Source organism: Flavobacterium flavigenum, assembly GCF_027111255.2.
Classification (GTDB): domain Bacteria; phylum Bacteroidota; class Bacteroidia; order Flavobacteriales; family Flavobacteriaceae; genus Flavobacterium; species Flavobacterium flavigenum.
The window spans coordinates 1,371,817-1,397,954 of record NZ_CP114285.2 but is presented as its reverse complement, the minus strand read 5'-3'; the positions used below and the strand labels follow the sequence as shown (position 1 = coordinate 1,397,954).

At 34.3% G+C, this 26,138-nt stretch carries 25 protein-coding genes and 1 pseudogene; 4 read left to right on the top strand and 22 right to left on the bottom strand.

All coding sequences use genetic code 11. The features are described from left to right. Positions 1-21: 21 nt before the first annotated feature. From OZP09_RS05165 to OZP09_RS05135, 7 genes are all read right to left on the bottom strand, one after another. The gene (locus OZP09_RS05165) at positions 22-3,936 is read right to left on the bottom strand and encodes a PAS domain S-box protein (protein ID WP_281310405.1); all 3,915 of its coding nucleotides are present in this window, start codon (positions 3,934-3,936) and stop codon (positions 22-24) included. Between the two features lie 168 nt (positions 3,937-4,104). Continuing rightward, positions 4,105-4,896 (bottom strand): hypothetical protein, encoded by a 792-nt coding sequence (locus OZP09_RS05160; RefSeq protein ID WP_281310404.1) that lies wholly within the window; start codon positions 4,894-4,896, stop codon positions 4,105-4,107. Between the two features lie 122 nt (positions 4,897-5,018). Then, positions 5,019-6,347: an aldehyde dehydrogenase gene (locus OZP09_RS05155; RefSeq protein ID WP_281310403.1), complete on the bottom strand. Its 1,329-nt coding sequence runs from the start codon at positions 6,345-6,347 to the stop codon at positions 5,019-5,021. Between the two features lie 75 nt (positions 6,348-6,422). After that, the gene (locus OZP09_RS05150) at positions 6,423-7,112 is read right to left on the bottom strand and encodes an RluA family pseudouridine synthase (protein ID WP_269236856.1); all 690 of its coding nucleotides are present in this window, start codon (positions 7,110-7,112) and stop codon (positions 6,423-6,425) included. A gap of 44 nt (positions 7,113-7,156) precedes the next feature. Continuing rightward, positions 7,157-7,507, bottom strand: coding sequence for a four helix bundle protein (locus OZP09_RS05145; protein ID WP_269236855.1), 351 nt, complete (start codon positions 7,505-7,507; stop codon positions 7,157-7,159). 94 nt (positions 7,508-7,601) lie between these two features. Beyond that, complete coding sequence (panB, locus tag OZP09_RS05140; protein ID WP_269236854.1) at positions 7,602-8,420, bottom strand: 3-methyl-2-oxobutanoate hydroxymethyltransferase; 819 nt, start codon at positions 8,418-8,420, stop codon at positions 7,602-7,604. Between the two features lie 85 nt (positions 8,421-8,505). Continuing rightward, positions 8,506-9,933 (bottom strand): L-serine ammonia-lyase, encoded by a 1,428-nt coding sequence (locus OZP09_RS05135; protein WP_269237819.1) that lies wholly within the window; start codon positions 9,931-9,933, stop codon positions 8,506-8,508. A 295-nt stretch (positions 9,934-10,228) separates the two neighbouring features. On the opposite strand from OZP09_RS05135, the gene OZP09_RS05130 reads away from it, so the two are divergent. Further along, a complete protein-coding gene (locus OZP09_RS05130; RefSeq protein WP_281310402.1) occupies positions 10,229-12,376 on the top strand; it encodes a cation:proton antiporter in 2,148 nt (715 codons plus the stop codon). A 13-nt stretch (positions 12,377-12,389) separates the two neighbouring features. Here OZP09_RS05130 and OZP09_RS05125 read toward each other — a convergent pair whose 3' ends face one another. The 13 genes and pseudogenes from OZP09_RS05125 to OZP09_RS05065 all read right to left on the bottom strand — a co-directional run bounded on the left by OZP09_RS05125 (position 12,390) and on the right by OZP09_RS05065 (position 21,267). Further along, positions 12,390-13,079: a 2'-5' RNA ligase family protein gene (locus tag OZP09_RS05125; RefSeq protein WP_281310401.1), complete on the bottom strand. Its 690-nt coding sequence runs from the start codon at positions 13,077-13,079 to the stop codon at positions 12,390-12,392. A 6-nt stretch (positions 13,080-13,085) separates the two neighbouring features. Next, positions 13,086-13,469: an iron chaperone gene (locus OZP09_RS05120; RefSeq protein WP_269236851.1), complete on the bottom strand. Its 384-nt coding sequence runs from the start codon at positions 13,467-13,469 to the stop codon at positions 13,086-13,088. A gap of 18 nt (positions 13,470-13,487) precedes the next feature. After that, positions 13,488-13,953: pseudogene (locus OZP09_RS05115) on the bottom strand (SRPBCC family protein). Between the two features lie 19 nt (positions 13,954-13,972). Next, entirely contained in the window at positions 13,973-14,659 is a 687-nt protein-coding gene (locus tag OZP09_RS05110; protein ID WP_269236850.1) for a DUF2490 domain-containing protein, read from the bottom strand. 95 nt (positions 14,660-14,754) lie between these two features. Beyond that, positions 14,755-15,336, bottom strand: a complete 582-nt coding sequence (locus tag OZP09_RS05105; protein ID WP_269236849.1) for an LOG family protein — start codon at positions 15,334-15,336, stop codon at positions 14,755-14,757. Between the two features lie 88 nt (positions 15,337-15,424). Further along, positions 15,425-15,958, bottom strand: coding sequence for a GNAT family N-acetyltransferase (locus OZP09_RS05100; RefSeq protein WP_281310400.1), 534 nt, complete (start codon positions 15,956-15,958; stop codon positions 15,425-15,427). Positions 15,959-16,017: 59 nt separating this feature from the next. Beyond that, positions 16,018-17,115 carry an MBL fold metallo-hydrolase gene (locus OZP09_RS05095; RefSeq protein WP_269236847.1) on the bottom strand — a complete coding sequence of 366 codons (1,098 nt, stop codon included), beginning with the start codon at positions 17,113-17,115 and terminating at the stop codon, positions 16,018-16,020. 5 nt (positions 17,116-17,120) lie between these two features. Further along, positions 17,121-17,543 (bottom strand): DUF1801 domain-containing protein, encoded by a 423-nt coding sequence (locus OZP09_RS05090; protein WP_269236846.1) that lies wholly within the window; start codon positions 17,541-17,543, stop codon positions 17,121-17,123. A gap of 10 nt (positions 17,544-17,553) precedes the next feature. Then, positions 17,554-17,922: a nuclear transport factor 2 family protein gene (locus OZP09_RS05085; protein WP_269236845.1), complete on the bottom strand. Its 369-nt coding sequence runs from the start codon at positions 17,920-17,922 to the stop codon at positions 17,554-17,556. A gap of 282 nt (positions 17,923-18,204) precedes the next feature. Then, entirely contained in the window at positions 18,205-19,335 is a 1,131-nt protein-coding gene (chrA, locus tag OZP09_RS05080) for a chromate efflux transporter (protein ID WP_269236844.1), read from the bottom strand. Beyond that, positions 19,325-19,756 carry a DoxX family protein gene (locus tag OZP09_RS05075; protein ID WP_269236843.1) on the bottom strand — a complete coding sequence of 144 codons (432 nt, stop codon included), beginning with the start codon at positions 19,754-19,756 and terminating at the stop codon, positions 19,325-19,327. The genes chrA and OZP09_RS05075 overlap by 11 nt, the downstream gene beginning before the upstream one ends. Before the next feature lie 148 nt (positions 19,757-19,904). Further along, a complete protein-coding gene (locus tag OZP09_RS05070) occupies positions 19,905-20,693 on the bottom strand; it encodes an alpha/beta fold hydrolase (RefSeq protein WP_281310399.1) in 789 nt (262 codons plus the stop codon). Positions 20,694-20,847: 154 nt separating this feature from the next. After that, positions 20,848-21,267: a winged helix-turn-helix transcriptional regulator gene (locus OZP09_RS05065; RefSeq protein WP_269236840.1), complete on the bottom strand. Its 420-nt coding sequence runs from the start codon at positions 21,265-21,267 to the stop codon at positions 20,848-20,850. Between the two features lie 107 nt (positions 21,268-21,374). On the opposite strand from OZP09_RS05065, the gene OZP09_RS05060 reads away from it, so the two are divergent. From OZP09_RS05060 to OZP09_RS05050, 3 genes are read left to right on the top strand one after another with little or no spacing between them, the layout of a single operon-like run. Then, positions 21,375-22,172 (top strand): SDR family NAD(P)-dependent oxidoreductase, encoded by a 798-nt coding sequence (locus OZP09_RS05060; protein WP_269236839.1) that lies wholly within the window; start codon positions 21,375-21,377, stop codon positions 22,170-22,172. A gap of 22 nt (positions 22,173-22,194) precedes the next feature. Beyond that, the gene (locus OZP09_RS05055; RefSeq protein WP_281310398.1) at positions 22,195-22,755 is read left to right on the top strand and encodes an NAD(P)H-dependent oxidoreductase; all 561 of its coding nucleotides are present in this window, start codon (positions 22,195-22,197) and stop codon (positions 22,753-22,755) included. A 5-nt stretch (positions 22,756-22,760) separates the two neighbouring features. Then, complete coding sequence (locus OZP09_RS05050; RefSeq protein ID WP_269236837.1) at positions 22,761-23,765, top strand: NADP-dependent oxidoreductase; 1,005 nt, start codon at positions 22,761-22,763, stop codon at positions 23,763-23,765. Positions 23,766-24,884: 1,119 nt separating this feature from the next. Here OZP09_RS05050 and OZP09_RS05045 read toward each other — a convergent pair. Further along, the gene (locus OZP09_RS05045; RefSeq protein WP_269236836.1) at positions 24,885-25,403 is read right to left on the bottom strand and encodes a hypothetical protein; all 519 of its coding nucleotides are present in this window, start codon (positions 25,401-25,403) and stop codon (positions 24,885-24,887) included. 30 nt (positions 25,404-25,433) lie between these two features. Beyond that, positions 25,434-25,922 carry a hypothetical protein gene (locus OZP09_RS05040; protein WP_281310397.1) on the bottom strand — a complete coding sequence of 163 codons (489 nt, stop codon included), beginning with the start codon at positions 25,920-25,922 and terminating at the stop codon, positions 25,434-25,436. Positions 25,923-26,138 lie beyond the last annotated feature (216 nt).

Sequence of the window (26,138 nt, the reverse complement as noted above, 5' to 3'; positions counted from 1 at the left end):
TTGGCTAATAAAAACAAGGAATTATTTCAGCCATTTTGTTAAGATTTCTTCTACGGAACCTTTCATGATTGGTTTGGGTATATAATCATTCATGCCCGAGGTAATACATTTATTACGTTCTTCCTTTTCAGTACCTGCCGTCACGGCAATAATAGGGACTTGTTGTCCGTTGAGGGAATTACGAATGGCTACGGCGGTTTCATAGCCGTTCATGATAGGCATTTGGATGTCCATAAAAATGAGGTCAGGGGTGATAGTCTCAAATACTTTTAAAGCTTCATAGCCATTTTCACAGTCATGGATGTTGGCATTTGGGTACAGGTTTTTGATAATGGTTTTAAGCAGCAACATATTGACCTTGTTGTCCTCGGCAATCATAAAAGTCAATTTGGCCGTATGGGTACTGGCAGGAATTTGTACTGCTTTGGTATTAAAATGTTTGAAATCGGTATTGTAGTTTTCGTTGTTGTTATATGTGCTCGTTTTTAGGGTCAGGTCAAAATAAAAAGTGCTTCCCTTATTTATTTTGCTTTTAAGCTGCAGACGGCTTTCCATAAGGGCAAGCAGGTGGTTCGAGATGGTAAGCCCAAGTCCGGTTCCCCCAAATTTTCGTGTGGTAGAACTGTCTTCCTGCGAAAAAGCCTGAAAGATTTTATTTTTGTTTTGTTTTAGAATACCGATGCCCGTATCAGTTACAGAAAATCGTATGATGCAGATACCATCTTCTTTTTTTTCTAAAACGACTACATTGACTGTGATAGAACCCTGGTGGGTAAATTTTACTGCATTAGACAGCAGGTTGATCAGGATCTGTTTAAGCCGTACAATATCAGTCCAGATGTATTGGGGAACGTCCGGGGCGATATGAAGTTTTAAATCCAGTTTTTTTAGGTTAGATTCATATACAATCAGGTCAAAAACCTGGCCTACAATTTTATGGATATCGTACAAATCGATAAACAAATCTAGTTTTCCAGCCTCAATCTTAGAAAAATCAAGGATATCGTTGATGATTTCCAGTAACGAATGGGCAGACTGGTTAATGGTAGTCATATATTTTTCCTGGATTTCCCCAAGTTCGGTCTTCATGAGAAGATCGGTAAAACCAATAATGCCATTAAGCGGCGTTCGGATTTCATGTGACATATTGGCAAGAAAATCCGATTTTGATTTACTCGCAGCTTCTGCAAGCTGTTTCGCTTTTATGGCATCCTCGGTTTGTTTTTTATTGGTAATGTCAAAATAGATGCCGCCCACAAATTCAATTTCGTCGCCCTTTTTAATGACATCCCCAAATTCTTCAATCCAGATATATTCTCCTGTTTTGCGCTTGATCCGGTAGGTGTTGTGCAGTGCGTTTCCTCTTTTTAAGTTTTGGAACTGGCTATCAATAACTTCATCTTTGTCATCGGGGTGTATGAGGGATAGGAAAGACAGATTTTTCTCAAGGAATTCCGCTTTTGAATAGCCGGTAAGGTTAAAAATCTGGTCATTAAGGAATATTTTAGTAGAAAAGGCGTCAAATTTAGACAAGTAAACCGTACCGGGGATATTATTAGTAATCAGCTTAAATTTCTCTTCACTTTCAATAATTTTGCTCTGGTTTCGGTTTCTCTCCAAAGCAGAAGATATATTATTGGCAAGGGTTTGAAAAATATAGATTTCTTCTTCAGACCACTTATATTCCGTATGGCAGTCATCAAAACCTATAAATCCGCTAAAAACATCCTCAACATATAAAGGCAGGATTAGTATCGATTTTATATGATGTGTTTCAAGTAAATTTTTAAAAAACGTATCTCCAAGTTGTCGCGTCAGGATATTGAGGATTTTCTTGTTTTCTGCTTTTTCGATAATTTCTTTTAAGTTGTCTTCTGTAAAATTCTGAAGAATAATGATTTCATCAGGATTCTCTGCTCTTGACCATTTATATTTTTGGCTAATAGTATTGGTGTGAAAATCTTTCTCATAATAATAAATATGATCGGCATGTGCGACTTTTCCAATGATATTATAGGTCTCTTTGAACATTTCTTCACTTGTTTTGCTCAGTAAGAATTTCTCGGTACAAAGGGCTAAGGCAGACAATAATTGGCTTTTCAATTCTAATTTCCGCTCGGCCTTTAAACGCATTTGTGATGATATGGCAAGCGAGATTATGTCAGCAATGGTACGGGCATAATTAATGTCCTCATTATCCCATTCCCTTTTTCTTAAAGTGCTCTCAAAACATACAACCCCTGCCAGTTTTCCATTAAAAAAAATAGGTACGTCCAGCATTGACTGTATCTTGTTTTTGATAAAATACGCTTTCTGAAATTCAGAGGTTTCCATTGTATTGAATACATCGCTGGCGTTAATGACTGTTTTGTTTTCTAACGTCTCAAAATAAATAGGATAGGAGGCCTTGTCCATGACCTCTTTGTAATAAACATCAAATTTGTCCTGGCTGTAAATATTTTTGCAGATAATGTTATTATTATAATATTTCCAGAAGCTGATTCTGCTGGCTTTTGAAACAGCAGCCTCTTCAACAATAAAATCGATTACGCTGTGTAAGCTTTCATAATGGCTAAAATCGGTAGTGGATAATTTTTTGGTAGAAAGGGTATAAGCCTCAATTTTTTCAAGCCTGATTCGTTTTTCCTTTTCATTGTTCTTGAGCTCGGTAATATCCCTGGCGATACCGGCAAAACCGATAGTGTCTCCTATATCGTTCTTTCGGATGATGACCTTTTGGGATATCCATATGGCGTCGCCGTTTTTCTTTAAAATAGGGAATTCAATAGTGTCATAATTAAATTCCTTTTCTTCAAGGTTTTTATAAAAATCGGCAACTTTTTTTCGATAAGCAGGATGGATAAAATTAGCATAATGTTTAGTGATGACTTCTTTTTCGGTATAATGTAAAACAGAAAAGGCAAATTCGTTTATAAAAGTAAAATTGCCATCAGTGTCGATTTCAAAAATGATATCTGCAGCAGTCTGGATCAGGTTTTTATACTGATCATGAAGTTTGATCTGCTCAGTGATATCCTGTCCAATGCCAATAAATAAGTCTTCAGAAAAACGTTTGTCTTTCCATTGTATGTATTTGTAATCACCATTTTTGCATTTTAATTTCCGTGTGTACAAAATGTCGTCCTGATAATGGTCCAGAAATTGTTCGCCAATAAAATCAGGGTCTTCTGTAAGCTGCCAGAACCCCATTCCCATAACTTCATCAGGCGTATAACCCAGGATTTCCGTGATGGATTCGCTGCAGAAAATAAGTTCGCCTTTTTTATTGGTGGCGATGGTCAGGGAGCTTCCTTTATGCACGATCTCGTTGGTAAACCTGAAATTGTCACGGGTATTCAGAAAAATAGCATATTTAACCTGATTAATCACAAAAATGACCAGGGAATAGCTGAGAAGTAAAACAGAAGATTTCATCGGAATGAAATCAAAAGCCAGAGTGATGATATGAAAGAGAAATAGAGCCGCGGTATAGTACCAGTAAATTTTGATAGGTCTCAGGACGCTGTACGAAAAATAAAAAGTAATTAAAAGGGCAATAATAGGAACAATATCATGGGGCTGAATGATAATGTTATGTGCAATGTGTCCCGTGAATAATATGAATATGGAAATAAAAAAGACTGAAATCTTATTTCTTAGATATTCAATTTTAATCGCCAGATAATAAAATAATAAAATCGAACCGCCAATCGTTAAATTGACATACAAAAGACTGTGGGGACGTAATTTAAAAATTTCATTAATGATTTCGATTACAATAATAGTAATACTGAAAAACAAAAGGTACAGCTGATATTCTTTATGCGAAACTTCTTTTTCCTTATTTTTTTCGATGAAAGAGCCAATTTTATTTTTGATATTAAAAAATTGGTAAATGAGGAATCCCATAAAAGCAATCAGGCATATCTCTAACATGATTAATTTAGGGTTTTCGTAAAAAACAGGACTGGATTTTAAAAAATAATGTATCCCAAATGATTTCAGGCCGCTTCCAAAAAGGGACAGCCGGGAAAATAAAAAAATTAAAAAACTACAGCTGGATACCATAGAATTTAGGTCTTGGTTTTTTTAAATAATCTCTATCTATTCCAGATCAGACTGGCCGATGGCATCAATGGAGTCCGGGTTATCAATTTCCAGAATAGCACTGTATATAGCATATTTTACAGAATACGTAATGGGAATGGTAAATACCACACCAATACAGCAACCAATAAAGCCAATTGCTGCACCAATTCCGGCCACTATAAATAGCAGGGCAATAACAAGGGGCTGTTTGCCAACAATGATAATACTGGATCTTATTGAATCTGTTACATTTAAATTTCCAAAAACGATGAGCGGGACAGTCATGGAGGTAAACAATGAAATAATGATGGCAATAATACTATCGATAGCGGGAATTCCAATAAGATTGAATACCACAGAAATACCTCCGCTGATTAGGCCAATCAATAAAGCAGTAATAAAAAGACGTGAAAAATAAGGAGCTTTGTAATACGTAAAAACGGTAGAGAAATTAAAGGCTTCATCCTTGTCAGCACTGTCTGCCATTTTCAAAAATCCTGCAGTAAAAGGAGTCATAAGCGCAGTTATAAAAGTAATAACTAGTGTGTAGATTAGTAGGGTTGTTCCCTGTGGCTGATTGTGTTGTAAACTTTCAAAAAATTCTTTGTTGAAGTGTTCAGCTCCGTATAATGCGACTAATATGCCGCCTCCAAGGAAAAAGCATAGTATAGAAACGACTAATAAAATAAGTCCTGCATAAACGGCTATCTTTTTATAATTCTCAAAAGCATGATTAAAAACATTCGAAAAATCTAAAGAATATCCGTTGTTTTTTATGTCTTCGATTTGATTAAGAGTAGATTTCATATTGACTGGAATTGTTTTGTACTTTCAGTGTTATAAATGTATTATTTAAACGTAAATATAGTACTTTTAATCAATTCCATTTCATAATATGGTATAATAGTACAAGACTGGCTTTAGAGCTTTTAAATGCAGTCTAACAATTTCTTAATCGCCTTTAATTTATCTTTGTAAGGAGCATAACGCATAGGGAGATCAAGCCAGTTGGCTTTTTTGACAATTGATTTGTGATGGGAGAAAACATCAAAACTTAGTTTTCCGTGATAAGCACCCATTCCGCTATGGCCTACTCCTCCGAAAGGCAGCCGTTTATTGGTAAAATGAGCGACAGTATCATTGATGCAGCCGCCACCAAAAGAATAGCGTTTAATCATTTTTTTAGCAAAAGAATCATTTTCGCTGAAAATATAAAATGCCAGCGGTTTTTCATATTGGCTTATTAGCGTATCAATATCATTCTCAGATTCATAAACTAAAATCGGTAATATCGGACCAAAAATTTCTTCTTTCATGACAAGACTGTCTAATGCAGGTTCATCAATAAGAGTTGGCGAAATGTAAAAATCATTAGCATCCGATTCTCCTCCAAAAATTAATTTTTCTGAAGCAATCATACCGGTTAGGCGTACCCAGTTTTTACTGTTGATGATCCGGGCATAATCAGGGGAATTCTTTATTTTCTTTCCATAAGCCAGGATAATCTCTTCAATCAGATACGTAATAAAATTGATCTTCATGTTTTTTTGGATAAGAATGTAATCCGGGGCAATACAGGTTTGTCCGGCATTGATGAATTTTCCCCAGACAATACGCTTGGCAGCCAGTTTTAAATTAGCGGTCTGATCAATGACACACGGATTTTTGCCTCCTAATTCTAAGGTGATGGGCGTGAGATGTTCTGCAGCAGCTTTGGCTACAATTTTGCCAACCGGAACACTGCCGGTAAAGAAAATATAATCCCATCGTTTGGCCAGCAGCTGATCAGAGACTTCAACACCGCCCTGAACAACTTCCACGTGATTGATGTGAAATGATTTTTCAATGATTTTGGCAATGATGCCAGCTGTATTCGGAGTAAGTTCTGAAGGTTTTAAAACCACTTTATTCCCGGCAGCAACTGCAGAAATCAAGGGACATAAAGCAAGTTGAAAAGGATAATTCCAGGGAGCTATGACTAATACGTTTCCGTAAGGTTCCTTATAAATGAAATCGGTAGAAGGAAAATTGAGCAGGGAAGGAAAAACACGTATGGGTTTCACCCATTTGTCAATATTTTTGATGGTGTTTTTTAATTCTGAAATAACATAATTAGTTTCTGTTAAAACAGCTTCAAATTCCGGTTTTTTAAAATCATCAAACAAGGCTTTCACAATTAAATCCTCATCCTTCTGAATATTGAAAAGTAATTTTTTAAGCGTTTCTTTTCGGTACTTTATATCGTTTTTGTAGTCCATTTTAGTGAAAACTTAAATTTTGGCTATGCAAGTTAACGGATATAAATTGAAAATCTGACAATTAAATCATAAAAATCATACAGCATTCCAGATCGTTTCATCCGGAGTTGGCGCTGTTATAGTGATGCTTTCTTTTGAAACGGGATGGATAAAAACTAATTTTCGGGCATGCAGGTGAATCCCTCCGTCAGGGTTGCTTCTGTCAGCCCCATATTTTAAATCACCTTTTATGGGAGAGCCAATAGCAGATAACTGGGCACGGATTTGATGATGGCGCCCGGTATGAAGATTAATCTCTAAAGCAGTATAATTTTGGAGCTCTTTAATAATTTTATAATCCAGACTGGCCACTTTGCTGTCCGGAACTTCTTTCAAATGCGCTTTTGAAGTATTGTTCTTTTCGTTTCTTTTTAGATAATGAACGAGTTTAGCTGCTTGTTCCTGAGGTTTATTTTTTACAATAGCCCAATATGTTTTTTTAGTTTCACGGTTGCTAAACAATTCATTCATTCTTGACAATGCCTTGCTGGTTCTGGCAAATACCACAATCCCCGTTGTGGGACGGTCTAGCCTATGAATTACACCCAGAAAAACATCGCCGGGTTTATTATATTTTTCTTTGATGTATTCTTTTACAATATCAGATAAAGGTTTGTCGCCTGTTTTGTCGCCCTGAACAATATCGCCTACACGTTTATTGACTACAATAATATGGTTGTCTTCGTGGAGGATTTGGAGATTATTTTTATTGGAAATTATTTTCAAAATTGATTTTTAGATTATTGGATTTTAGGATCGAAAGACGAAGATTAAATTAATGTTGATTTAAATTTAGAAGTCATTTTTACAATTTTATCTAAATTAAGACATAATTCGTCTAATTTCATTTGATCAATATAACCTAAATCAAAAGAAATCAATAACTGAGTTTCGATTTCAAAAATCGAACCAATAGCAATTTCAAGAAATCTTGAAAAATCTTTATTACTGCTTCTCGAACAGCCTTCAGCTATATTTGAAGGAATAGAAACAGAGGCACGCCGAAGTTGATTTACTAACCCAAACCTTTCAGCATCTGGAAAATCAGAAGTTACACTATAAATTTCAGAACAAAATTTTCTACTTGATTTCCAAATTTCTAAATCCTTAAATCGATGCATTGTAAATATTTATAAATAGTTCTGTTTTATTAAGTCTGATACTAATCTTTCTGATCTAAAAATCGAATATTCCAAAAATCGAACAATCTCTATATTAATATTGCTCTTTCTCATTAGGAAAGTCCTTCGATTTCACATCAGCAGCATACTGACCTATTGCTTTGGTCATTTCTTCATACAAATTCAGATAACGGCGAAGGAAACGCGGGCTGAATTCATTGTTCATTCCTAACATATCATGGATTACCAAAACCTGTCCGTCAACACCACCTCCGGCTCCAATTCCGATAACCGGGATAGAAATACTTTTGGCTACTTTTTCTGCTAAATCAGCAGGTATTTTTTCTAACACTACTGCAAAACACCCCACTTTTTCAAGCATTTTGGCATCTTCAATCAGTTTTTCGGCTTCTTCATCTTCTTTGGCGCGAACACTGTAAGTACCAAATTTGTAAATGGACTGAGGTGTTAAACCTAAATGGCCCATTACAGGAATTCCAGCATTTAATATTTTTCGGATAGATTCTTTAATTTCCTTTCCACCTTCAAGTTTTACAGCATGCCCGCCGCTTTCTTTCATGATTCGGATAGCAGAGCGCAAAGCTTCTTTAGGATCAGACTGATAACTTCCAAAAGGTAAATCAACCACCACAAGACCTCTCTCAACTGCACGGACAACTGATGAAGCGTGGTAAATCATTTGATCTAAAGTAATAGGAAGGGTAGTTTCATGTCCCGCCATTACATTTGAAGCAGAGTCGCCTACCAAAATTACATCTACACCTGCAGTATCAACAATTTTTGCCATTGTATAATCATAAGCCGTCAGCATAGAAATTTTTTCTCCATGGCTTTTCATTTCGATTAACGACTTTGTAGTGATTCTTTTATAATCTTTTTTTGCTGCTGACATTGATACTTTTTTTAGTTTTTTTGAATAGTCTTAAAGTTGATTTTCTTTAAAACGAAATTTTTCTGCGAAATTAAGCAATATTATACTAACAATCGGCCATATTTACTGCAATTGCCAAACCGCCTTCTGAAGTTTCTTTATATTTTGAATTCATATCTTTTGCCGTCTCCCACATGGTATTGATTACTTTATCCAGTGGCACTTTCGCATTTTTAGAATCGGTTTCAAGCGCAAGTTCGGCTGCGTTGATGGCTTTTATGGCACCCATTGTATTTCTTTCGATACACGGAATCTGAACCAGACCGCCAATTGGGTCACAGGTTAAACCTAAATGATGCTCCATGGCAATTTCGGCAGCCATTAAAACCTGGGCAGGAGTTCCGCCCATTAATTCGCAAAGTGCAGCAGCAGCCATTGAGGACGAAACGCCAATTTCGGCCTGGCATCCGCCCATTGCTGCAGAAATTGTAGAACCCTGTTTGAACAAACTTCCTATTTCTCCGGCTACCATCAAAAACTGTTTGATTTCTTTTTCACTTGCATTATGGTTTTCGATAACTAAATAATACATTAAAACAGCCGGAATTACGCCTGCGCTACCGTTTGTAGGAGCCGTAACAACGCGTCCTAATGATGCATTGACTTCATTAACAGCCAAAGCAAAACAGCTTACCCATTTTAAAATCTGACGAAATTTTACTTCGGTTTTCCTGATTTCTTCCAGCCAGGATTGCGGATTATTATAATTAGATAAACCAATCAGATTCTGGTGCATATCAAAAGCTCGTCTGCGAACATTCAGTCCTCCCGGAAGGATTCCTTCAGAGTGGCAGCCAATGTACATACATTCCAGCATGGTTTTCCAGATTCGCATTAATTCTGTATGAATTGCTTCTTCAGAGCGCATCGATTTTTCATTCTCATATACAATTTCAGAAATCTTTTTGTTTTCCTGAATGGTATATTTCAATAAGTCATCGGCATTATCGATCATGAATGGAAAAGCACATTTAATGGCAATCTTATTTATGGCATTGGTGCGTTCTTCTTTCACTACAAAACCGCCACCGATAGAATAGAAAGTAGATTCGTATTCAGCATTATCATCTTTATAAGCTGTAAATTTTAATCCGTTGGCATGGAATGGAAGGAAGTCTTTATTGAAAACAATATCCTGAAGAAAATAAAACGGAATTGTAAGCTCATTGCCCAAAACAATCTCGTTTTTGGTTTCAATTGTTTTAATAATTCCTGAAATATTCTCTATCGGGATATATTCGGGGTCCTGACCGCTTAGCCCCAGCATAACTGCTAAATCGGTAGCATGGCCTTTTCCTGTAAGGGAAAGTGACCCGTAAAGATCAACTTTGACTTTAGTGATCTGATCTAAAATGGATTGCGCTCTCAGTTCTTTTAAAAAACGCTCCGCTGCCCTCCAGGGTCCCAGTGTATGGGAACTTGATGGGCCAACGCCAATTTTAAGCATGTCGAAAACAGAAATACATTCTTCCATTGTTCCAATTTTATTCAAACAAAGATAATTGAATAATGCAAAGAAGTTTCTTTTTTATTTGTTAATGTTGCAGTTTTGTTAAAAAATATATTAAATAATAATAATTTATCAATGAAATAAAATTAATTAGTAAATATAGGACTTTGATAAAAAGTTCAGCCCTTTTTGGGTATTTTTGTAAAGGGAATTTCTCTAAAAAACTCGCTTTTTAGTTTTTTAAAAATTGATATAAACGGCAACTTTGAGTATCTGGTTTGACTTAAGCAATAAGATACCCAGCAGCTAAAATTACACTATGATAGAATTTTTCAGGCATTTAATACAAGAATTTGAACTACCGCTTAACAATCCCGTATTAATTTTTTCGTTGATACTTTTCATAATTTTATTAAGTCCCATTTTACTTAAAAAAATTAATATTCCGGGAATTATTGGTTTGATTATTTCAGGTGTGGTAATTGGGCCTCACGGACTTAATATTCTGGCCAAAAACTCCGCAGTCGATTTATTTTCAACTATTGGATTGCTTTATATTATGTTTATTGCAGGTCTTGAACTCGACATGAATGAGTTTAAAGCAAACCGCAACAAAAGTTTATTATTCGGATTTTTTACTTTTATTTTTCCACTTACTATTGGGTTTCCGGTTTGTTATTATTTACTACAATATGATTTTAACGCCAGTTTTTTAACCGCAAGTATGTTTGCAACGCACACGTTGGTGGCATATCCGATCGTAAGTAAATTAGGTATAGCTAAAAATCAGGCGGTTGCTATAACTGTCGGAGGAACTATTCTGACAGATACAGCTGTTTTGATTATTCTGGCCGTCATTATGGGAAGCAGTGAGGGAAATCTTAATCAGGCTTTCTGGATAAAATTAACCATTTCACTGGCTATATTTTCAGCCATCATGTTTCTGGTGATTCCAAGAGTAGCAAAATGGTTCTTTAAAAAACTGGAAAGTGAAAAACATGCGCATTATATTTTTGTCCTTTCTGTAGTTTTCTTTGCTGCATTTTTAGCCGAAGTAGCAGGAGTAGAGCCTATTATTGGTGCTTTCGTGGCAGGTTTGGCTTTAAATCCTTTAATTCCGCACTCTTCTGCTTTAATGAACAGGATTGAGTTTATTGGGAACGCCTTGTTCATTCCGTTTTTTCTGATTTCTGTGGGGATGCTTGTTGATATCAGTGTGATTTTAAGTGGTCCAACAGCTCTTATTGTTGCTGCAACTTTGAGTGTAGTAGCTATTTTTGGAAAATGGATTGCCGCATTTTTTACGCAGATTGTTTTTAAATACACGAAAACTGAAAGACAGCTCATTTTCGGATTAAGCAGTGCACATGCTGCGGCTACACTGGCAGTCATTTTGGTTGGATTTAAAGCAAATATTCTGGATGAGAATATATTAAACGGAACTATTATCTTAATATTGATTACCTGCATTGTCGCTTCTTTTGCTACCGAAAAAGCCGCTAAAAAAATTGCGATTTGTGAAGAAGAGATTTCTCCTCAGGATGCTCATAAAGATCAGATTTTAGATGAACACATTTTAATTCCCTTAGCCAAAACATCGGCAACGGAACCTTTACTGGATTTTGCTCTTTTAATCAAGGACAAAAAATCAGCCAATCCAGTCACATTATTGACCATTGTTCCTAATAATGATCAGGCCGAAATTAATATTTTAAAATATCAAAAAGCAGTTGATAAATTTGTTATTCAGGGATCTGCTTCTGAAATTAAGATCAATACCATTGCAAGAATAGATCACAATCCGGCTAGTGGTATAGCAAGGACCTCCAAAGAAATTATGTCTGATATTGTAATCATTGGATGGCCAAGAAAAACAGGTTTTCTCGACAAGATTTTTGGAGAAAATGTTGATTCTATCATCAATAATGTTGATAAAAACCTTTTTATCTGCAGGTTTCAAAAACCTTTTGTCGAAGAGAAAAGACTGGTTTTCATTTGTCCGCCTTTTTCTGAAAGAGGAATCGGATTTCAGCCTTTAATCCAGAAAATATGCAGGTTAGCACAGGAATTAAGCACTCAGATAGTTATTTATGGGGAATATAAAACATATCAGGCAATTCAGCAAATAGTGAATAACCTGAAATTAAATACAAAACTGGCTTTCAAAAGTATTTTAGACTGGGATGATTTTGAAGCTATTTCGGATGAAATTAAACCAACAGATTTGATTGTGTTTAATCTGTCAAGAAAAGGGTCTGTTTCTTATCAGTCTATCTTTGATAAATTGCCACAGAAATTTGAAAAATCCTTCAGTGATAATAACCTGATCCTGGTTTACCCACAGGATGGGCGAAAAGAAAGTGCAATGGATGCTTATGAAGACTTTACCGCAACTCCATTGACAAAAGGTATAGAAGCGATTGAACAGATTGGAAAAGGATTAGGAAATATTTTGAAAAAAGGTTAAAAAGAAAACAAGCCTAAAAATATTTCAGATAAAGATCGCACATATTTACAGTGTTCTTTTCACGCTGATACCAGTCGTTAAAAACTAATTCAATTTTATCGACGGTGAATTTTCCAAAATTGTGATTTCTGAATTTTTCAACAATTTCAATAAGCTTTTTTGGGTTTTGTAATTTATTCTGAAAGCGCATAATTGTCGAATGCGCAGCGGTTAAAGTGTAACGGCTGTCCATACTTTGCGGTAGGGAAGATTTTTTAAAGTTTTCGCGTAATTTACTACGGAAGGTATTCAATGAATCATCAGATGGAAAACCCTGAACCATTATCGCTGAGGGAGATAGCGTAACGCCCCGGTATTCTATCTCTATTTCATTTATATCTACCAGGCTTTTTTCAATAATTTCAACGTATTGTGACGTAGGAAACTGATTCAGTGTAAAACCTTCAGTACACGAAATAATGGATAGAACAGTTATATGAATATCAGCATTTGGATAGTAGTATTGCTCCGGTTCTGCTTTTTTTATTTCTTTTAGGAATGCCTGAATATTATTTTTTATTTCATCATTCGGGCGAATTAGCAAAGTAACGCCAAATCTTTTATCTGAATCATCCCTAATTTTAGAATCTATAGAATAAGTTTCAGATAAAATCAGTTCAGATGATGTTTTGAAAAGCGTATTGTAATGTTCAGATAAATTCATAATCGATTATTTATTTTTACTTTTTACTTTTTCAAGATTTTCCTGTACTCTGAATTTTACAATTTTGGTAATTAAATCGAATGGTATTGACTGATTTAATGGAAATTGTACAGAGCCTTTGCCCGATTTATATTTAGAAAGAGCTTCTTTAAATGCTGAATGACCGCTTGGCAATGCATAAAGGCCAATGTGATTTTTAAATGCGGCAAAGTACACCACAATTCCGTTTTGTTCAAATGCCGGCATGGAGTAACTGATTTTTTCCTTAGCATCAGGAGCTGCCTTGTGAATTGTCATTCGGATTTTTTCTAATACTTCCTGAACATCGCTTGGGAAACATCCAATATATTCATCAACATTTGCTGGTTTAGAAATAGGTACAGCTGCCATGACTTTATTTTTAGTTGATTAACTCAAACCTTTTGGAAATCTGTCCAGGACTAAATTCAACTGAATGTTATGCTCCAAAAAAGCTTTTGCACCGGCTAAAACCAATGTGAAACCTTCAGTAGAATTGCGAACTTCAGAGAGTATTGTATCAGCATCACCTTTGAAATTATAATTAGTGATGCTAAAAAGTTTCTTTTTCATCCAAAGCATTAAAAATCCATTCTACAATGGTCTCTTCTCCGCTATTTCCCCATTCAATTACAATTCGTTTATCTTCTTCAATTACTTTAGTAAAAATAGTAAGAGAGAAACCATACATCTCCCAGGACCATTGAGCTGATTTACCTTCTTCTAATTTTTCGGATCCTTTAGTAAACCAGAATTTACTGGTAATTTCAGGGTTAATAAAAGTCTGAAAAACTTCTGAGACAGGTTTTCTTATCAACATTTCGGCTTTTGCAAAATTATTATTTACTGTTGCCATATCTACAGATTTTAAAAGGTTATTTACTACTGTTAAAAGGTATAGAATTGTAAACTGCAATCTGAAATTGATTTCGTCCGGTTTTTTCCTGTATTTGTCGCATAAAACCAGCTTCAACCCTGAAATTCTTATTGATCATATAACCTAATGCGCCATAAAGACGGTCTCTGTCAAAAACAGGAGATTCTGCGTTTATGAAAATTTCGTTATAGGCTGAAAAATAAAAGGCATTGTCTTCCATTTTGGGTTTATTTATTGGGACATTCAAAGCTAAAAAATAACGAAAACGCATTTGAAAATCATTTTCCAAAAAGCGTTCTTCCACGCGATAACGGTGTTGCAGATAAATCCTTCCAAAATTTTGGCGTGTTATAAACTGCTGGAAAATACGATGTTCGTTATTGCCTTTCTTATCATCAGTTCCGGGAATATAATTTTGTGAATTGATAAAACCGTAACCTAACAAAATATTGTTATTGTTTTCGGTAAGATTGTAGCCAATTCCCGTTCTTAATAATAGCTGCTGAGTATCTCCTGCAAAATTATAATTACGGTATTGTACTTCATTATGCCAGTTCCATTTTTTGTTGATGGCCTGATTTCCAAAATACATAAACCAGTTTCCGGTATCAGTATCCTGAGCATTTATTAAATTTACAGATATAATAAGGGCGAATAGAAGGTAATAGGCTTTTAAATATTTCATTTTTGATAACGGATTTTCAGTTTTTTGGAGCCACAAGATAAGAAAGTTATTCCGGAAATTGTGTTAAAAACTAAAAATCACCCTGTCAAAAGTGACTAAACTTCTTCTTTTTCAATCCATTTTCCAACAGTTGGAGCTTTGTAATTCTTCATTTTATTCAGTAAATCATCAATGTTATCACTTACTAAAAGCATCTGCTGATTCACGTCTTTCAATAAGCCTTTGCTCACCATATTTTCAGTTAGTTGAATCAGGGAATCATAAAAACCGTTGATGTTTAAAATTGCGATTGGTTTTTTATGCAGTCCTAATTGAGCCCAGGTAAGCATTTCAAAAAGCTCTTCAAGGGTTCCAAATCCACCAGGCAGTGCAATGACACCATCGCATAAATCATTCATTTTGGTTTTTCTTTCGTGCATGCTTTCAACCAGAATAAGTTCCGTTAACCCCAGATGCGCAATTTCTTTTGATCTTAAAAAATCAGGCAGGACTCCAATTGCTTTTCCACCGTTATTTAAAACGCCATCTGCAACTGCACCCATCAAACCTACATTCGCACCGCCATAAACCAATTCTATATTTTGCTTTGCTAATGTTTCTCCTAATAATACTGCTTGTTGTGTGTAAATTTCTTCAGTACCGAAACTGGATCCGCAAAAGACTGTTATTCTTTTCATTATTTTTTTATTTACAGGTTATAGTCATAAATTAAGAACTAAGATCTTAGTGCCTATGACTTGTATTTAGCGGCAAAAATACTCATTTTTAACTTTTTTCTTTACGCAATTCATATTCGAAGTGAGGTAAATCGATCCCATTATGAGGAAAAAACATTTCGTTTATTTTTACCGCGCCCAATTTTAACACAGCTTTTTGAGAACGGATATTTTCTGCGCCAACATGAAAAAGGATAGAACTAACGGTTTCAAAAGCATAATCAATCAGCAGCTTTTTTGTTGCTGCATTATAAGGGCCGCCCCAGAATTTTCTACCAATAAAAGTATAACCAATCCCTACATTAGATTTTTCAGGATTGTAATCATAGAACCGTGTAGTGCCGATAACTTCGTTTGTTTTTCGGTCTGAAATTAAAAAAGCACCTTTTGAATTTACAGCCGCCTCAAAAAAAGGCATAAATTTTTCTTTTTTATACCGGTCTTTAATAGGATGCTGTTCCCAAACTAAAGGGTCTGAGGCTAATTCATACAAAGCCTCAAAATGACCTTCCTGAAGCGGAATTAATTTTATGGTTTCATTTTCTAAAATCTCCGGCTGTAAATTGAAATTTGATATCGTCATTTAAGGGCTTTTTGGTTTATTCTTAATCTGGAGGCAGAAAACATTTTTCATTTTTTTGGCTATTTCACACCTTTCCACCATTGTTTAAATTGTTGTTTTTCATTTTTCAGTTCAACTAATTCACCAATCATGGGTGTAATAAGTGGAATCGGATTTTCTGATGCAGCATTTAATTCTGTTATTTTAACCAATGGCTCATCCCAGGGATGAAGAGACAAGGGAAATTTTGAATTATGTACAGGAAATGCTCTTTTCGCTTTCAGGTCTTTCATTGCATTTATTACATCTTCAGGCATATTGTGAATGTATTTCCACTTTTCATTGTACTGACCGTTATCAAGCAGTACAATATCAAATGGGCCATGTTTTTCTCCAATTTGCGCATAATGAGAATCGTAACCACTGTCTCCGCCCAAATACATTTTGAAATCTTTGCTTTCTAATACAAATGATGTCCAGAGCGTATTACAGCGATTGATACTTCTGCCGGAAAAATGTCTTGATGGTGTGGTATAAAGTGTTAAGTTTTGATCTAATTCTACTTTTTCGTGCCAGTCTTTCTCAATAATATTTTCGACAGGAAATTTCCAAAACTCAAAGTGGGAACCAACTCCTAACGGACAGATCACCGTTCTTATTTTAGGTTTTAAGTCCATTATGGTTTTATAATCAAGATGATCATAATGATCATGAGTAATTAATAAATAATCAATTTCAGGAAAATCATCTGCTGTATAAATATCTGTTCCTTTGAATGATCTTGTACTGCCATAAACAGGGGAGGCATTGCCGCTGAAAACAGGATCGATTAAAAACCGTTTTCCTTCGAGTTGAATAAAGTAAGAAGAATGACCAAACCAGACCATTATATTTTCCTCAGGAGAAAGTTCTGATAAATTGGTTTTTGTGGAAGGAATAGTATCAGTTGGAATTTTTCGATCAACTTTTTTAAAGAAGAACTCATACAAAACTTCAAAATAGCCATAACCTTCTGCAAGTTCGGGAGTAAAGCTTATGTTTTCGAATCTTCCATTTTTAAATTGAGGCGATTTTTTAATTAACGCAAGTCTTTCGCCAGAAGGTTTTTTCCCGAATCGGGGATGCAGTAAGAAATAAAAAAGAATGGCAAGTAAAATAATACTTATTGTGGTAATCATGAGAGTTAATTTGAAGGATATGATTTTTTTAAATAGTCAACCGAAAGCGAAATGATTTGTTTTAAAATATCAGTATTTATATCACTTAATTTTTTGATATAAATACAGCCTTTTCCGGCTTTATGTTTTCCGAATTTAGAAAGAAGTTCCTCTTTATTTTCGAAAGAAGAACTGAGGTAAAGTGAAATCGCATCTTTTCTGGGAGAAAAAGCGGTTAATGGAGCTTCTCCTTCGTGTCCACTTTCGTACTTATAATGATAACTTCCAAAACCAATAATACCAGGTCCCCACATTTTAGGTTCAAAGCCGGTTACTTCCTCCATTATTTTCAGAAGTTCAAAAACATCATTCCTTTTAGGATCTTCTGCAACGGTGTTAATAAAATCAATCACGCTGCTGTCTGTTTCTGTAGTTTTAATTTTAGCCATTTTTCGTTAGTTAAAACATTCCATTTTCATTAATGCTTTTCTTTGGAATAGGCTGTCCCAAATCCCAAAGCTCAATTATTTTATCTGATTCAAAACGAAATATATGAACCACAGCTACGCCTGAATCTGTTGAATTTTGTTGAACATGTGAATGCACTGCGACCATATCACCATCACTCAGGATATGATGAATTTTTAAAATTTTATTAGGATTTGTTCTTGCAGATTCTTCCATAGCCAGCATTAGTGTGTCGGCATCACCTTTGAAATAGGCATTATGATGTTTAAAATCCTTGCTTACATGTAAACGGAATGCTTCATGGGAATGCCCTGTTGCAGCGAGTTTTAAGAAGTTTCGGGCTATGGATTTCTTAGTCATGGCATTTTTGCTTTAAAAGAAATCTAAGTTATGAAATAAAGTTTTTATAATTTCATAATATTTCCAAAGCTTAAATGTCAGGCAAAATTAAAAGTAGAAAGCTCATCAATTTTGCAATTATACGGAGCTAAGAATAAGAAGCATATTCACAAACTGAGGTTTTTAGCATTGGCGATGTGATATTAAGAAGCTATATTGAAGAAAGGCAGTTGAATTTAGTATTTAACCATTTTGCTAAACTGCTTTTGTGAAGTTCATACTTTTTTTGCCGAGTTCTTTACATCATATTAGTGTCAATAAATAGCCGATTAATGAACCACCCAAAACAACAAAAGCACTATTTAATTTCTTGTATCCAAATGCGATTGTAATACTTAAAACCGAAATCAAAATTGTCCGCCATTCAGTGATGGTGTCTTTGCCCATTTCAAAACAAATGGCTGCGATTATGGCCACAGAAGCCACATTTACAGCATCTAAAAATGCAGAAAATGGTTTTGAGTTTCGCATTTTCTTTACGATAGGGTTGAGCAATGCAACAAAAACAAATGAAGGTAAAAATATAGCAATTGTCGAAACGACAGCACCTACCCAGCCATTTATCTGGTAGCCAATAAATGTTACCGAAGAAAAAACGGGCCCAGGTGTGAATTGTCCCACGGCAATGGCATCAATTAATTGTTGTTGTGTTAAAAGCCCGGTCGAGACTAATTCTGTATCAAGAAATGCAAATAAAACATATCCGCTTCCGTAAAGGATAGCGCCGATCTTTAGAAAAATCCAAAATAAGTTGCCGCTGGTTGCAGAAATTACAGTCGTGCTGGTGATTTGTAATATTGGCAAAGTAAAAAAACTGTTGAGATTATTTCGTTTCATATTTCTAAAATATCTCAAAAACAGAGCAACAAAACCAGCTCCAAACATCAAATAAATTTCGTTAACACTGGATAAAGCCCCAAGCAAAACAAGTAACCCAATAATTATCAGCTGAGCCGATTTTAACGATTTCTTTGCCAATGGAAAGACAGCTCCCAAAATAATGGCGATTATAGCTGGTTTTATCCCGTAAATAAAAGGTTGTACCTCTGGAAGTTGCCCGTATTGTTTATATAGAAAAGCAAAAATTGCGGTTATAAAAACGGCAGGCAGAATAAAACAAAGACCTGCAATTAGCAACCCTTTCCAGCCACCTTTTTCGTGACCGATATGGATTGCCATTTCGGTGCTGTTTGGTCCGGGAATTAGGTTGGTTGCTCCCATTAAGTCCAGGAAATGCTGTTCGGTCAGCCACTTTCGCTTTGTCACGACTTCTTCCTGCATCATGGCAATATGTGCTGCAGGCCCGCCAAAACCAATAATGCCGAGTTTAAGGAAGAGACTGGCAATATCTTTTAAATCCGCATTATGCTTCATTTTTTTTAAAAGTTTTGTCCACCGACCAACAGCCACTTCCCTTAATGAGTAAAAAGATACTTCCCAAAAGCATTGCCCAATCGGTTCTGCTTTCGTGCATCATTTCCCAGAAACCTTTATCAGCTAAAATTTCCGATTTTGTTGTTCCCATAGCTACCAACATTATGATGATGAGGGGCACACTTGCCAGTCTTGTCATGAGTCCGATAAGGATTAGAATTCCGCAAACAATTTCAAAACTGCCTACAAAACCGCCTAAAAATTCAGGTAAAGGCAAGCCAATTTTTTCAAATCGTCCTGCTCCAAGTTTGTCTGCAAATAAAAACTTCTGAATTCCTTCGGAAAGGAATACCGTACCAACCATCAATCGGATTAAGATGGTCGTTTTAGAATTGTCAGTATTTATAATTTTATTTTTCATTTTTTTATCATTCATAGGTCATAGCGTTACGAATAACGGTTTGACAGGCGATTTCTGCGAAAAAGCGGATTGCGTACTACCGGCAATACAAAAATTGTACGTGAAAAATGTTGCTGTTGGACAAAAAAATCATGTTGCCTGACTTCAGTTAGCGGTTGTTAGGTTTATTCAAAAATTTTTCAATTAATGGGACTATCAACTCATCTTCTTTAAAGTCCGGTTTTAAAGTTGTAATTTCTCCAATATATTCCCCATGAACTCCAGGTATAATAGCTAATTCAGAATCAGTAATTTGACGATTTAATTCTAATGCATGCTCTGGCGTAATAACATCTTTGTCTCCAATTATAATTAGAACCGGGATTTTTATGCCTCTTATTTGTTCGTCGGGAATGTCCTTAAAGTTTATCATTCTTTTTACGTCCCTGTCATGCATAATTTGTAAATCTGCCTTATTCTCTGCAACTTTTTCATATCCTTCTTTTAATTGCTGTGGCATATTCTCTAATCTGGCTTGAGATATGAACTCCCAAAACCAATCAAAAACTCCGTTTCGTTTTGAAAGTGCAGATGCTAAAACAATTTTATTCGTAATTTCAGGATGACGTATCGCAATCTGAAGTGTTGTTGTCCCTCCGTTACTGAAACCTAAAAAATCAGCTTTATTAATATTTAGATTTTTTAAGAGCGTGAATACATCGTCGGCGTCTTGTTCAAATGTAAGGTCAGAATTTCGGTCATTAGTTCGCCCATGTGATTGCAGCTCAACGGCAATCACCTTTCTTTTTTTTTCGAGTAAAGTAATAATTTTTTCAAAGTTTGTCTGAATTGTCGATCCGCCGCCATGAACCAAAACAAGTGGAAGTTCGCCTTCACCATAGATTTCATAATACATCTTCAAACCGTTGACGTTTGAATAACCGCTACTAAAACTCATATTTTTCGATTTATTTTTTTGACTTCCTGAGTGTACATGTTACTGAAGTTTAAAAATACAAAAAGAGTTAATATCTTTTTTATGTTTGATAATATTGTTTAGTATGATATTAGGATATGATAACTGCAAACACCTGTTATCCGTTCACCTTTTTTTAACTTGCTATTTGTTTTTTTAAGTGTTTTGTTGTGGCTTTTATAAATTCCTCTTTTCCTTTTTTGGCATCGTTTATCATCGATTTAATGTCAGTTGGAACGTCAAAATATTTATCAGCCCAGAAATATATTTCTACAATAACAGGTAATAAATCGATTGCTTTTTGTGTAAGTTTATATAACACTTTAGCTTTACTTTCCGGGTGTTCTGACTTTTTAATAAGCTCATTTTCTTCGAGATTTTGTAGTCTTGAAGCCAAAATATTGGTGGCAATTTTTTCTTCCGATTTTAAAAATTCACCATAAGTCGATTTTTGACGAAACATCATATCTCTAATTATCAATAACGACCATTTATCTCCCAAAATATCAAGGGTACAGCTAATTGGACAGTTTGATCTTTTTTTATTTTTTTCCATCACTCTAAAAATATTTCAAAAAATTCACTTGCATTTTAAAAGTAGTTTATATATTTGCACTTGCAAAAAGAAAGCGAACTTACAAAATAATATTTAAAAGAAATAAAATGAAACCAACAATTTTAATTACAGGAGCATCTTCAGGCTTTGGTTTGTTAATTGCAAACCAATTACATCAAACGGGCTTTAATGTAATTGGTACCAGTAGAAATCCTGAAAAGTATGCGGCAACTGTGCCGTTCAAAATGATAGCATTAGATTTAGATTCAGAGCAATCAATACGTACTTTTTCAGAAAGGCTTTTTCAACAAATTTCTAAATTAGATGTCCTTATCAATAATGCCGGGTTTTATGTGTCAGGAATTGCGGAAGAAACGCCTATTGAGTTGGGCAGACAACAATTAGAAACCAACTTCTGGGGAACTATTAAGGTTACAAACGCAATATTGCCGCATTTTAGAAAACAAAAATCAGGTAAAATTATTACAGTAACCTCTATCATAGGGCTTGTGTCTTTTCCTAATACAGCCTATTATGCCGCTTCAAAACACGCTTTAGAAGGATATTTCAAATCATTGCGATATGAGTTGAATGAATTTAATATTGAGGTAGCTATGATTGAACCCGCAGCATTTAAAACTAATGTCATAACTAATTCAACTGCTGCTGTAAATAAAATTCCCGACTATAACGCTTTAAGAAAAAAGATTCAAAAATTTTCTGATGAGTTATTAAATAAAGCAGAAGATCCAATTCTTGTAGCAGAAAAAGTGATTAAAGTGATTCAAACCAAACAACCAAAATTTAGAAATATTGTGGGTAAAGGCACTACAATGCTAATTAATATGCAGCATTTTGCTTATGGAATTTTGGAAAAAAGTATTCTGAAACAATTAAACAAATAACAACATTTTAAAATTTACAATTATGAAACATCTTATCATTTATTCGCATTTAAATCCTGCAAGTTTTACAAAAGCTATTGTTGATGAAGTTGAAAAAAAAGCAAAGGACAGAGGAGAAGAGGTTAAAATTATCGATCTTTATGGAGAGAAGTTTAATCCGGTTTTAGAAATGCCTGATATTGAACACATGTTTATGGGTAAGGAAATGCCTAATGATATTGCGCATTATCAAAAACTGATACACTGGGCAGACCATTTAACGATTGTTTACCCAATGTGGTGGGCACAAATGCCTGCTATGTTAAAAGGATTCATCGACCGGGCTTTTTCACACGGATTTGCATTTCAAATAACCGAAAATGGACCACTTGGTTTGTTAACAGGGAAAACAGCACACGTTTACATAAATACGAATACACCAACAGCTATTTATGAAGAAACCCAAATGAACCAAGCGCAAATTAGAGTAATTGAACAAGGTATTTTTGAATTTTGTGGCATTAAAACTGAAACTACTTTTTTTGGAAACGTAGTCAGTGGAAGCGATGAATTACGAAAAAGTTATTTAGAAACTATAAAGTAAAAATAATGAGAGCATTCATAGTAAAAAAATACGGCAAAAAAGAAACATTACATTTAAACAATGTAAATGCGCCAGGCATAAACGAAAATGAAGTTTTGGTTCAAATCGATAGTGCTGGTGTGAATTTATTGGATTCACTTATCAGAAATGGCGAATTCAAGCTTTTTCTACCCTACAAAACTCCTTTTGTTAATGGACATGATATGGCCGGTGTTATCACAAAAGTAGGAAATAAAGTTTCTAAGTTTAAAGTAGGGGATGAAGTTTACTCACGGGTAGGCGATTTCAGGATTGGAACTTTTGCAGAATATATTGCAGTTAATGAAACCGATTTAGCTCTGAAACCTAAAACTATTTCGATGGAAGAAGCGGCTTCTGTTCCTTTAGTCGGACTTACCTCTTGGCAAGCGCTGGTGGAAATTGCAAACTTAAAGAAAGGTCAAAAAGTATTCATTCAAGCAGGTTCTGGAGGTGTGGGAACTTTTGCTATTCAATTAGCAAAGCATCTTGGGGCTTTTGTAGCTACTACAACCAGTTCAACAAATACTACTTTGGTTAAAAGCCTGGGTGCTGATTTAGTGATTGATTACAAAACGCAAGATTTTGCTACTATTTTAAAAGATTATGATGTGGTATTGCATAGCAATAGAGAAGCTGAAATTCTTGAAAAATCTTTAAAAATTCTAAAATCGGGCGGCACACTTGTTTCATTAACAGGACCCCCAACAGCCGAATTTGCTAAGAAAATTGGTTTGGCTTGGCCTTTTCAAATGCTGATGGGGTTATTGAGTTTGTCGGTAAGACGAAAAGCAAAAAAGCTGAATGTCAATTTTAAGTTCTTATTTATGAGAGCAGAAGGCAAACAATTAACCGAAATTACCAAGTTGATTGAAGCTGGAAAAATTCATCCAATAGTTGATAAAGTATTTCCGTTTGAACAAACAAATGAAGCACTTTCTTATGTTGAGTCAAGTCGTGCTAAGGGAAAAGTTGTTATAAAAGTAAAATAATTTGTTCGTTTGCCCTATGTTGCTAGGAATGCTCATAGGGTGACGGCAAAAGTAGGCAGGAGTTGTTTCAACTTTTCTGTTTTATCGTTGTTATTTTTTCATTGTTTTTTTTCGGAAAAAGCTGAGTTTATTTTTCTGTCAAAACTCATTTTTTTGTTTATTGGTTTAATTATTCCTGGAATTCTTCACGTTTTTTTTTCTTTTTCATTGTAATTAAATCAAGTTCAGTAGGAGTTTTTTCATAATTTTTATTCTATTATTGAACAATTAATTTCATAAGGTTCTTTTGGAAAACCATATAAAATCATTTTTTGTCTGTCTACGTATTTTATAGGAATCAGTTTGTCAAGATAATTGTCTATATAAAGAGAGACAAATAACGTTTCATTTAATTTTATCAAGAACAATTATACTTCCTTCTTTATTCAAGTGTCTATTTATTTCTTGTATATCTGGCGAGTCAATTATCTCATTGAACTTAAGATTCTTTTTTTCTCCATTCCAATTAAACTCAAACTTTAAATTTTGAATTTCAGTTTCTGTTAATTCAGTTTCTGTTGTGTTAAGTTTTTCGTAATCATTCTCGAATACACAATCATCAGTTATAGACTTTTCCTCGCTTAAAACTTTATGAATTTTTCCATTTCTGAAAAATCTAATCCGATTTTGATTTATAAATTTATGTTCTGTCTCGCTTAGCTTTTCATTTTTGTTTCCTTTTTTAATTAGAAAGATTTTATTATTTTTTCAACGATAAAATAATCAGGGTTATCATCATCAATCTAAATAATTTCCAGGTTTCCGTAATGATCTGGAGTTTTAATAAAAAGCCAATTTTCTTTCATATCAATTTTGTAAAATTACTGGTCACATCTGAATCTGGATAAAATCAAAAGGAGGATTTAAGAATAAGCTGTATGAATTTTTTCTTCGACAGGCTCTGAATAGTTTCTGTTTTTGACTTAGTTTTTTCACAGCCTGACGTTCCCTTGCTACAAGAGGTTTGGGATTAAATTAAGCCTTGTTTTTGGATTTGCCTAAACTTCCCAAATACAAGACCATTTTTAAATTAAGCCAATTGCCCAAATCTCTTGTAGCAAGTGTTCCAAGAAGGCAAAATTAAGCTCTTAGTTTCAAAAATTTCATAAAGTCTCTCTTTACAAAATAATGACTCCAAATTGATGGAAAATTAGTTCTAAAATTGTCTCTTAGCGTACAATAGTAAAAAGCCTCATCGTCCAATAAAAAAACATATGAACGATGATAATTTCCAAAACCATGTTGCTCTTTTAAAATTACAACTTTATTGGAGCTAAGCTGAATTTCAAACTTTTTTTGGGTACAAAAATCTTCAACAATTTGTCTTTTTTCTTCCGTTGATTTTCTAAAACAAATTGTAGATAATTTCTTTTCAGTAATTTTTCGATATACTCCAAATAAAACAAAAGCAATTGGTAACAATAAGATTAAATATTCTTTCTTTTCTTCTTTAACTATGATAAAACTAAACATAAAGCTTATTCCAGATAAATAGACTACTATAAAAAACTTGTCAAAGATTAAGTACCAATCTTCTTTAAAGATTAGCATTTTATTTTTAATACTCTTTTCAAAGTTAATTTTATCGATTTTTATCATTGCTTTCTTGTAGCAAGTGTTAGTAGTAGTTTATTTTAGAAGACTTTTTATTGTATTGATATCAGTTTTGTTTAAATATTTAAAAATCAAATAATCTTCACTATTGATTTCTAATCCTGTTTTTGTCCAAGAATAATATGTATTGTTCGCTAAATTAGTTTCCTTTCGGTAATCATCTAAAAAAACTATGGAAATTGCAATAGTTTGTTTTCCTTCGGCTGGTATTAAACTCATTCTTGGCGGATTGTTGTCTCCAGGAACTTTTTCAAGTTTCTCTTCTAAAATGAACTGATTAATTTTTTTTGTAAAATTTTTTAACTCAACTTTTTTTTCGGTTTTTTGTTTCGACAAAAAAATATTTCCAAGTGAATCAATTTTTATCACTTTCATGACATCTTTATTTTCCACTTTTGTCCATTTAAAAATAATAATTTCATAAAGTTTTTTGTCGTTTTGCGAATAAATAGTTGAAGTTGCGATCAATAAAAACGATACAAATAAATAGTGTTTAAGTTTCATGTGTTATAATTGTGTGGTTTTTCTAGTAAATTACTACTAACGGTTTGTCGCTACAAGCGGTTTGGGACTATAGTAGCGTTATTTTTCGGACTCACCAAATTCTCACAAATACAAAACCATTTTTAAATTAAGCCAATTGCCCAAATCGCTTGTAACGACGGTTAGGAGAGGTTGCGACACGGACGAAAAGCAAGAATGATTTGCCGTTCCAAGTTG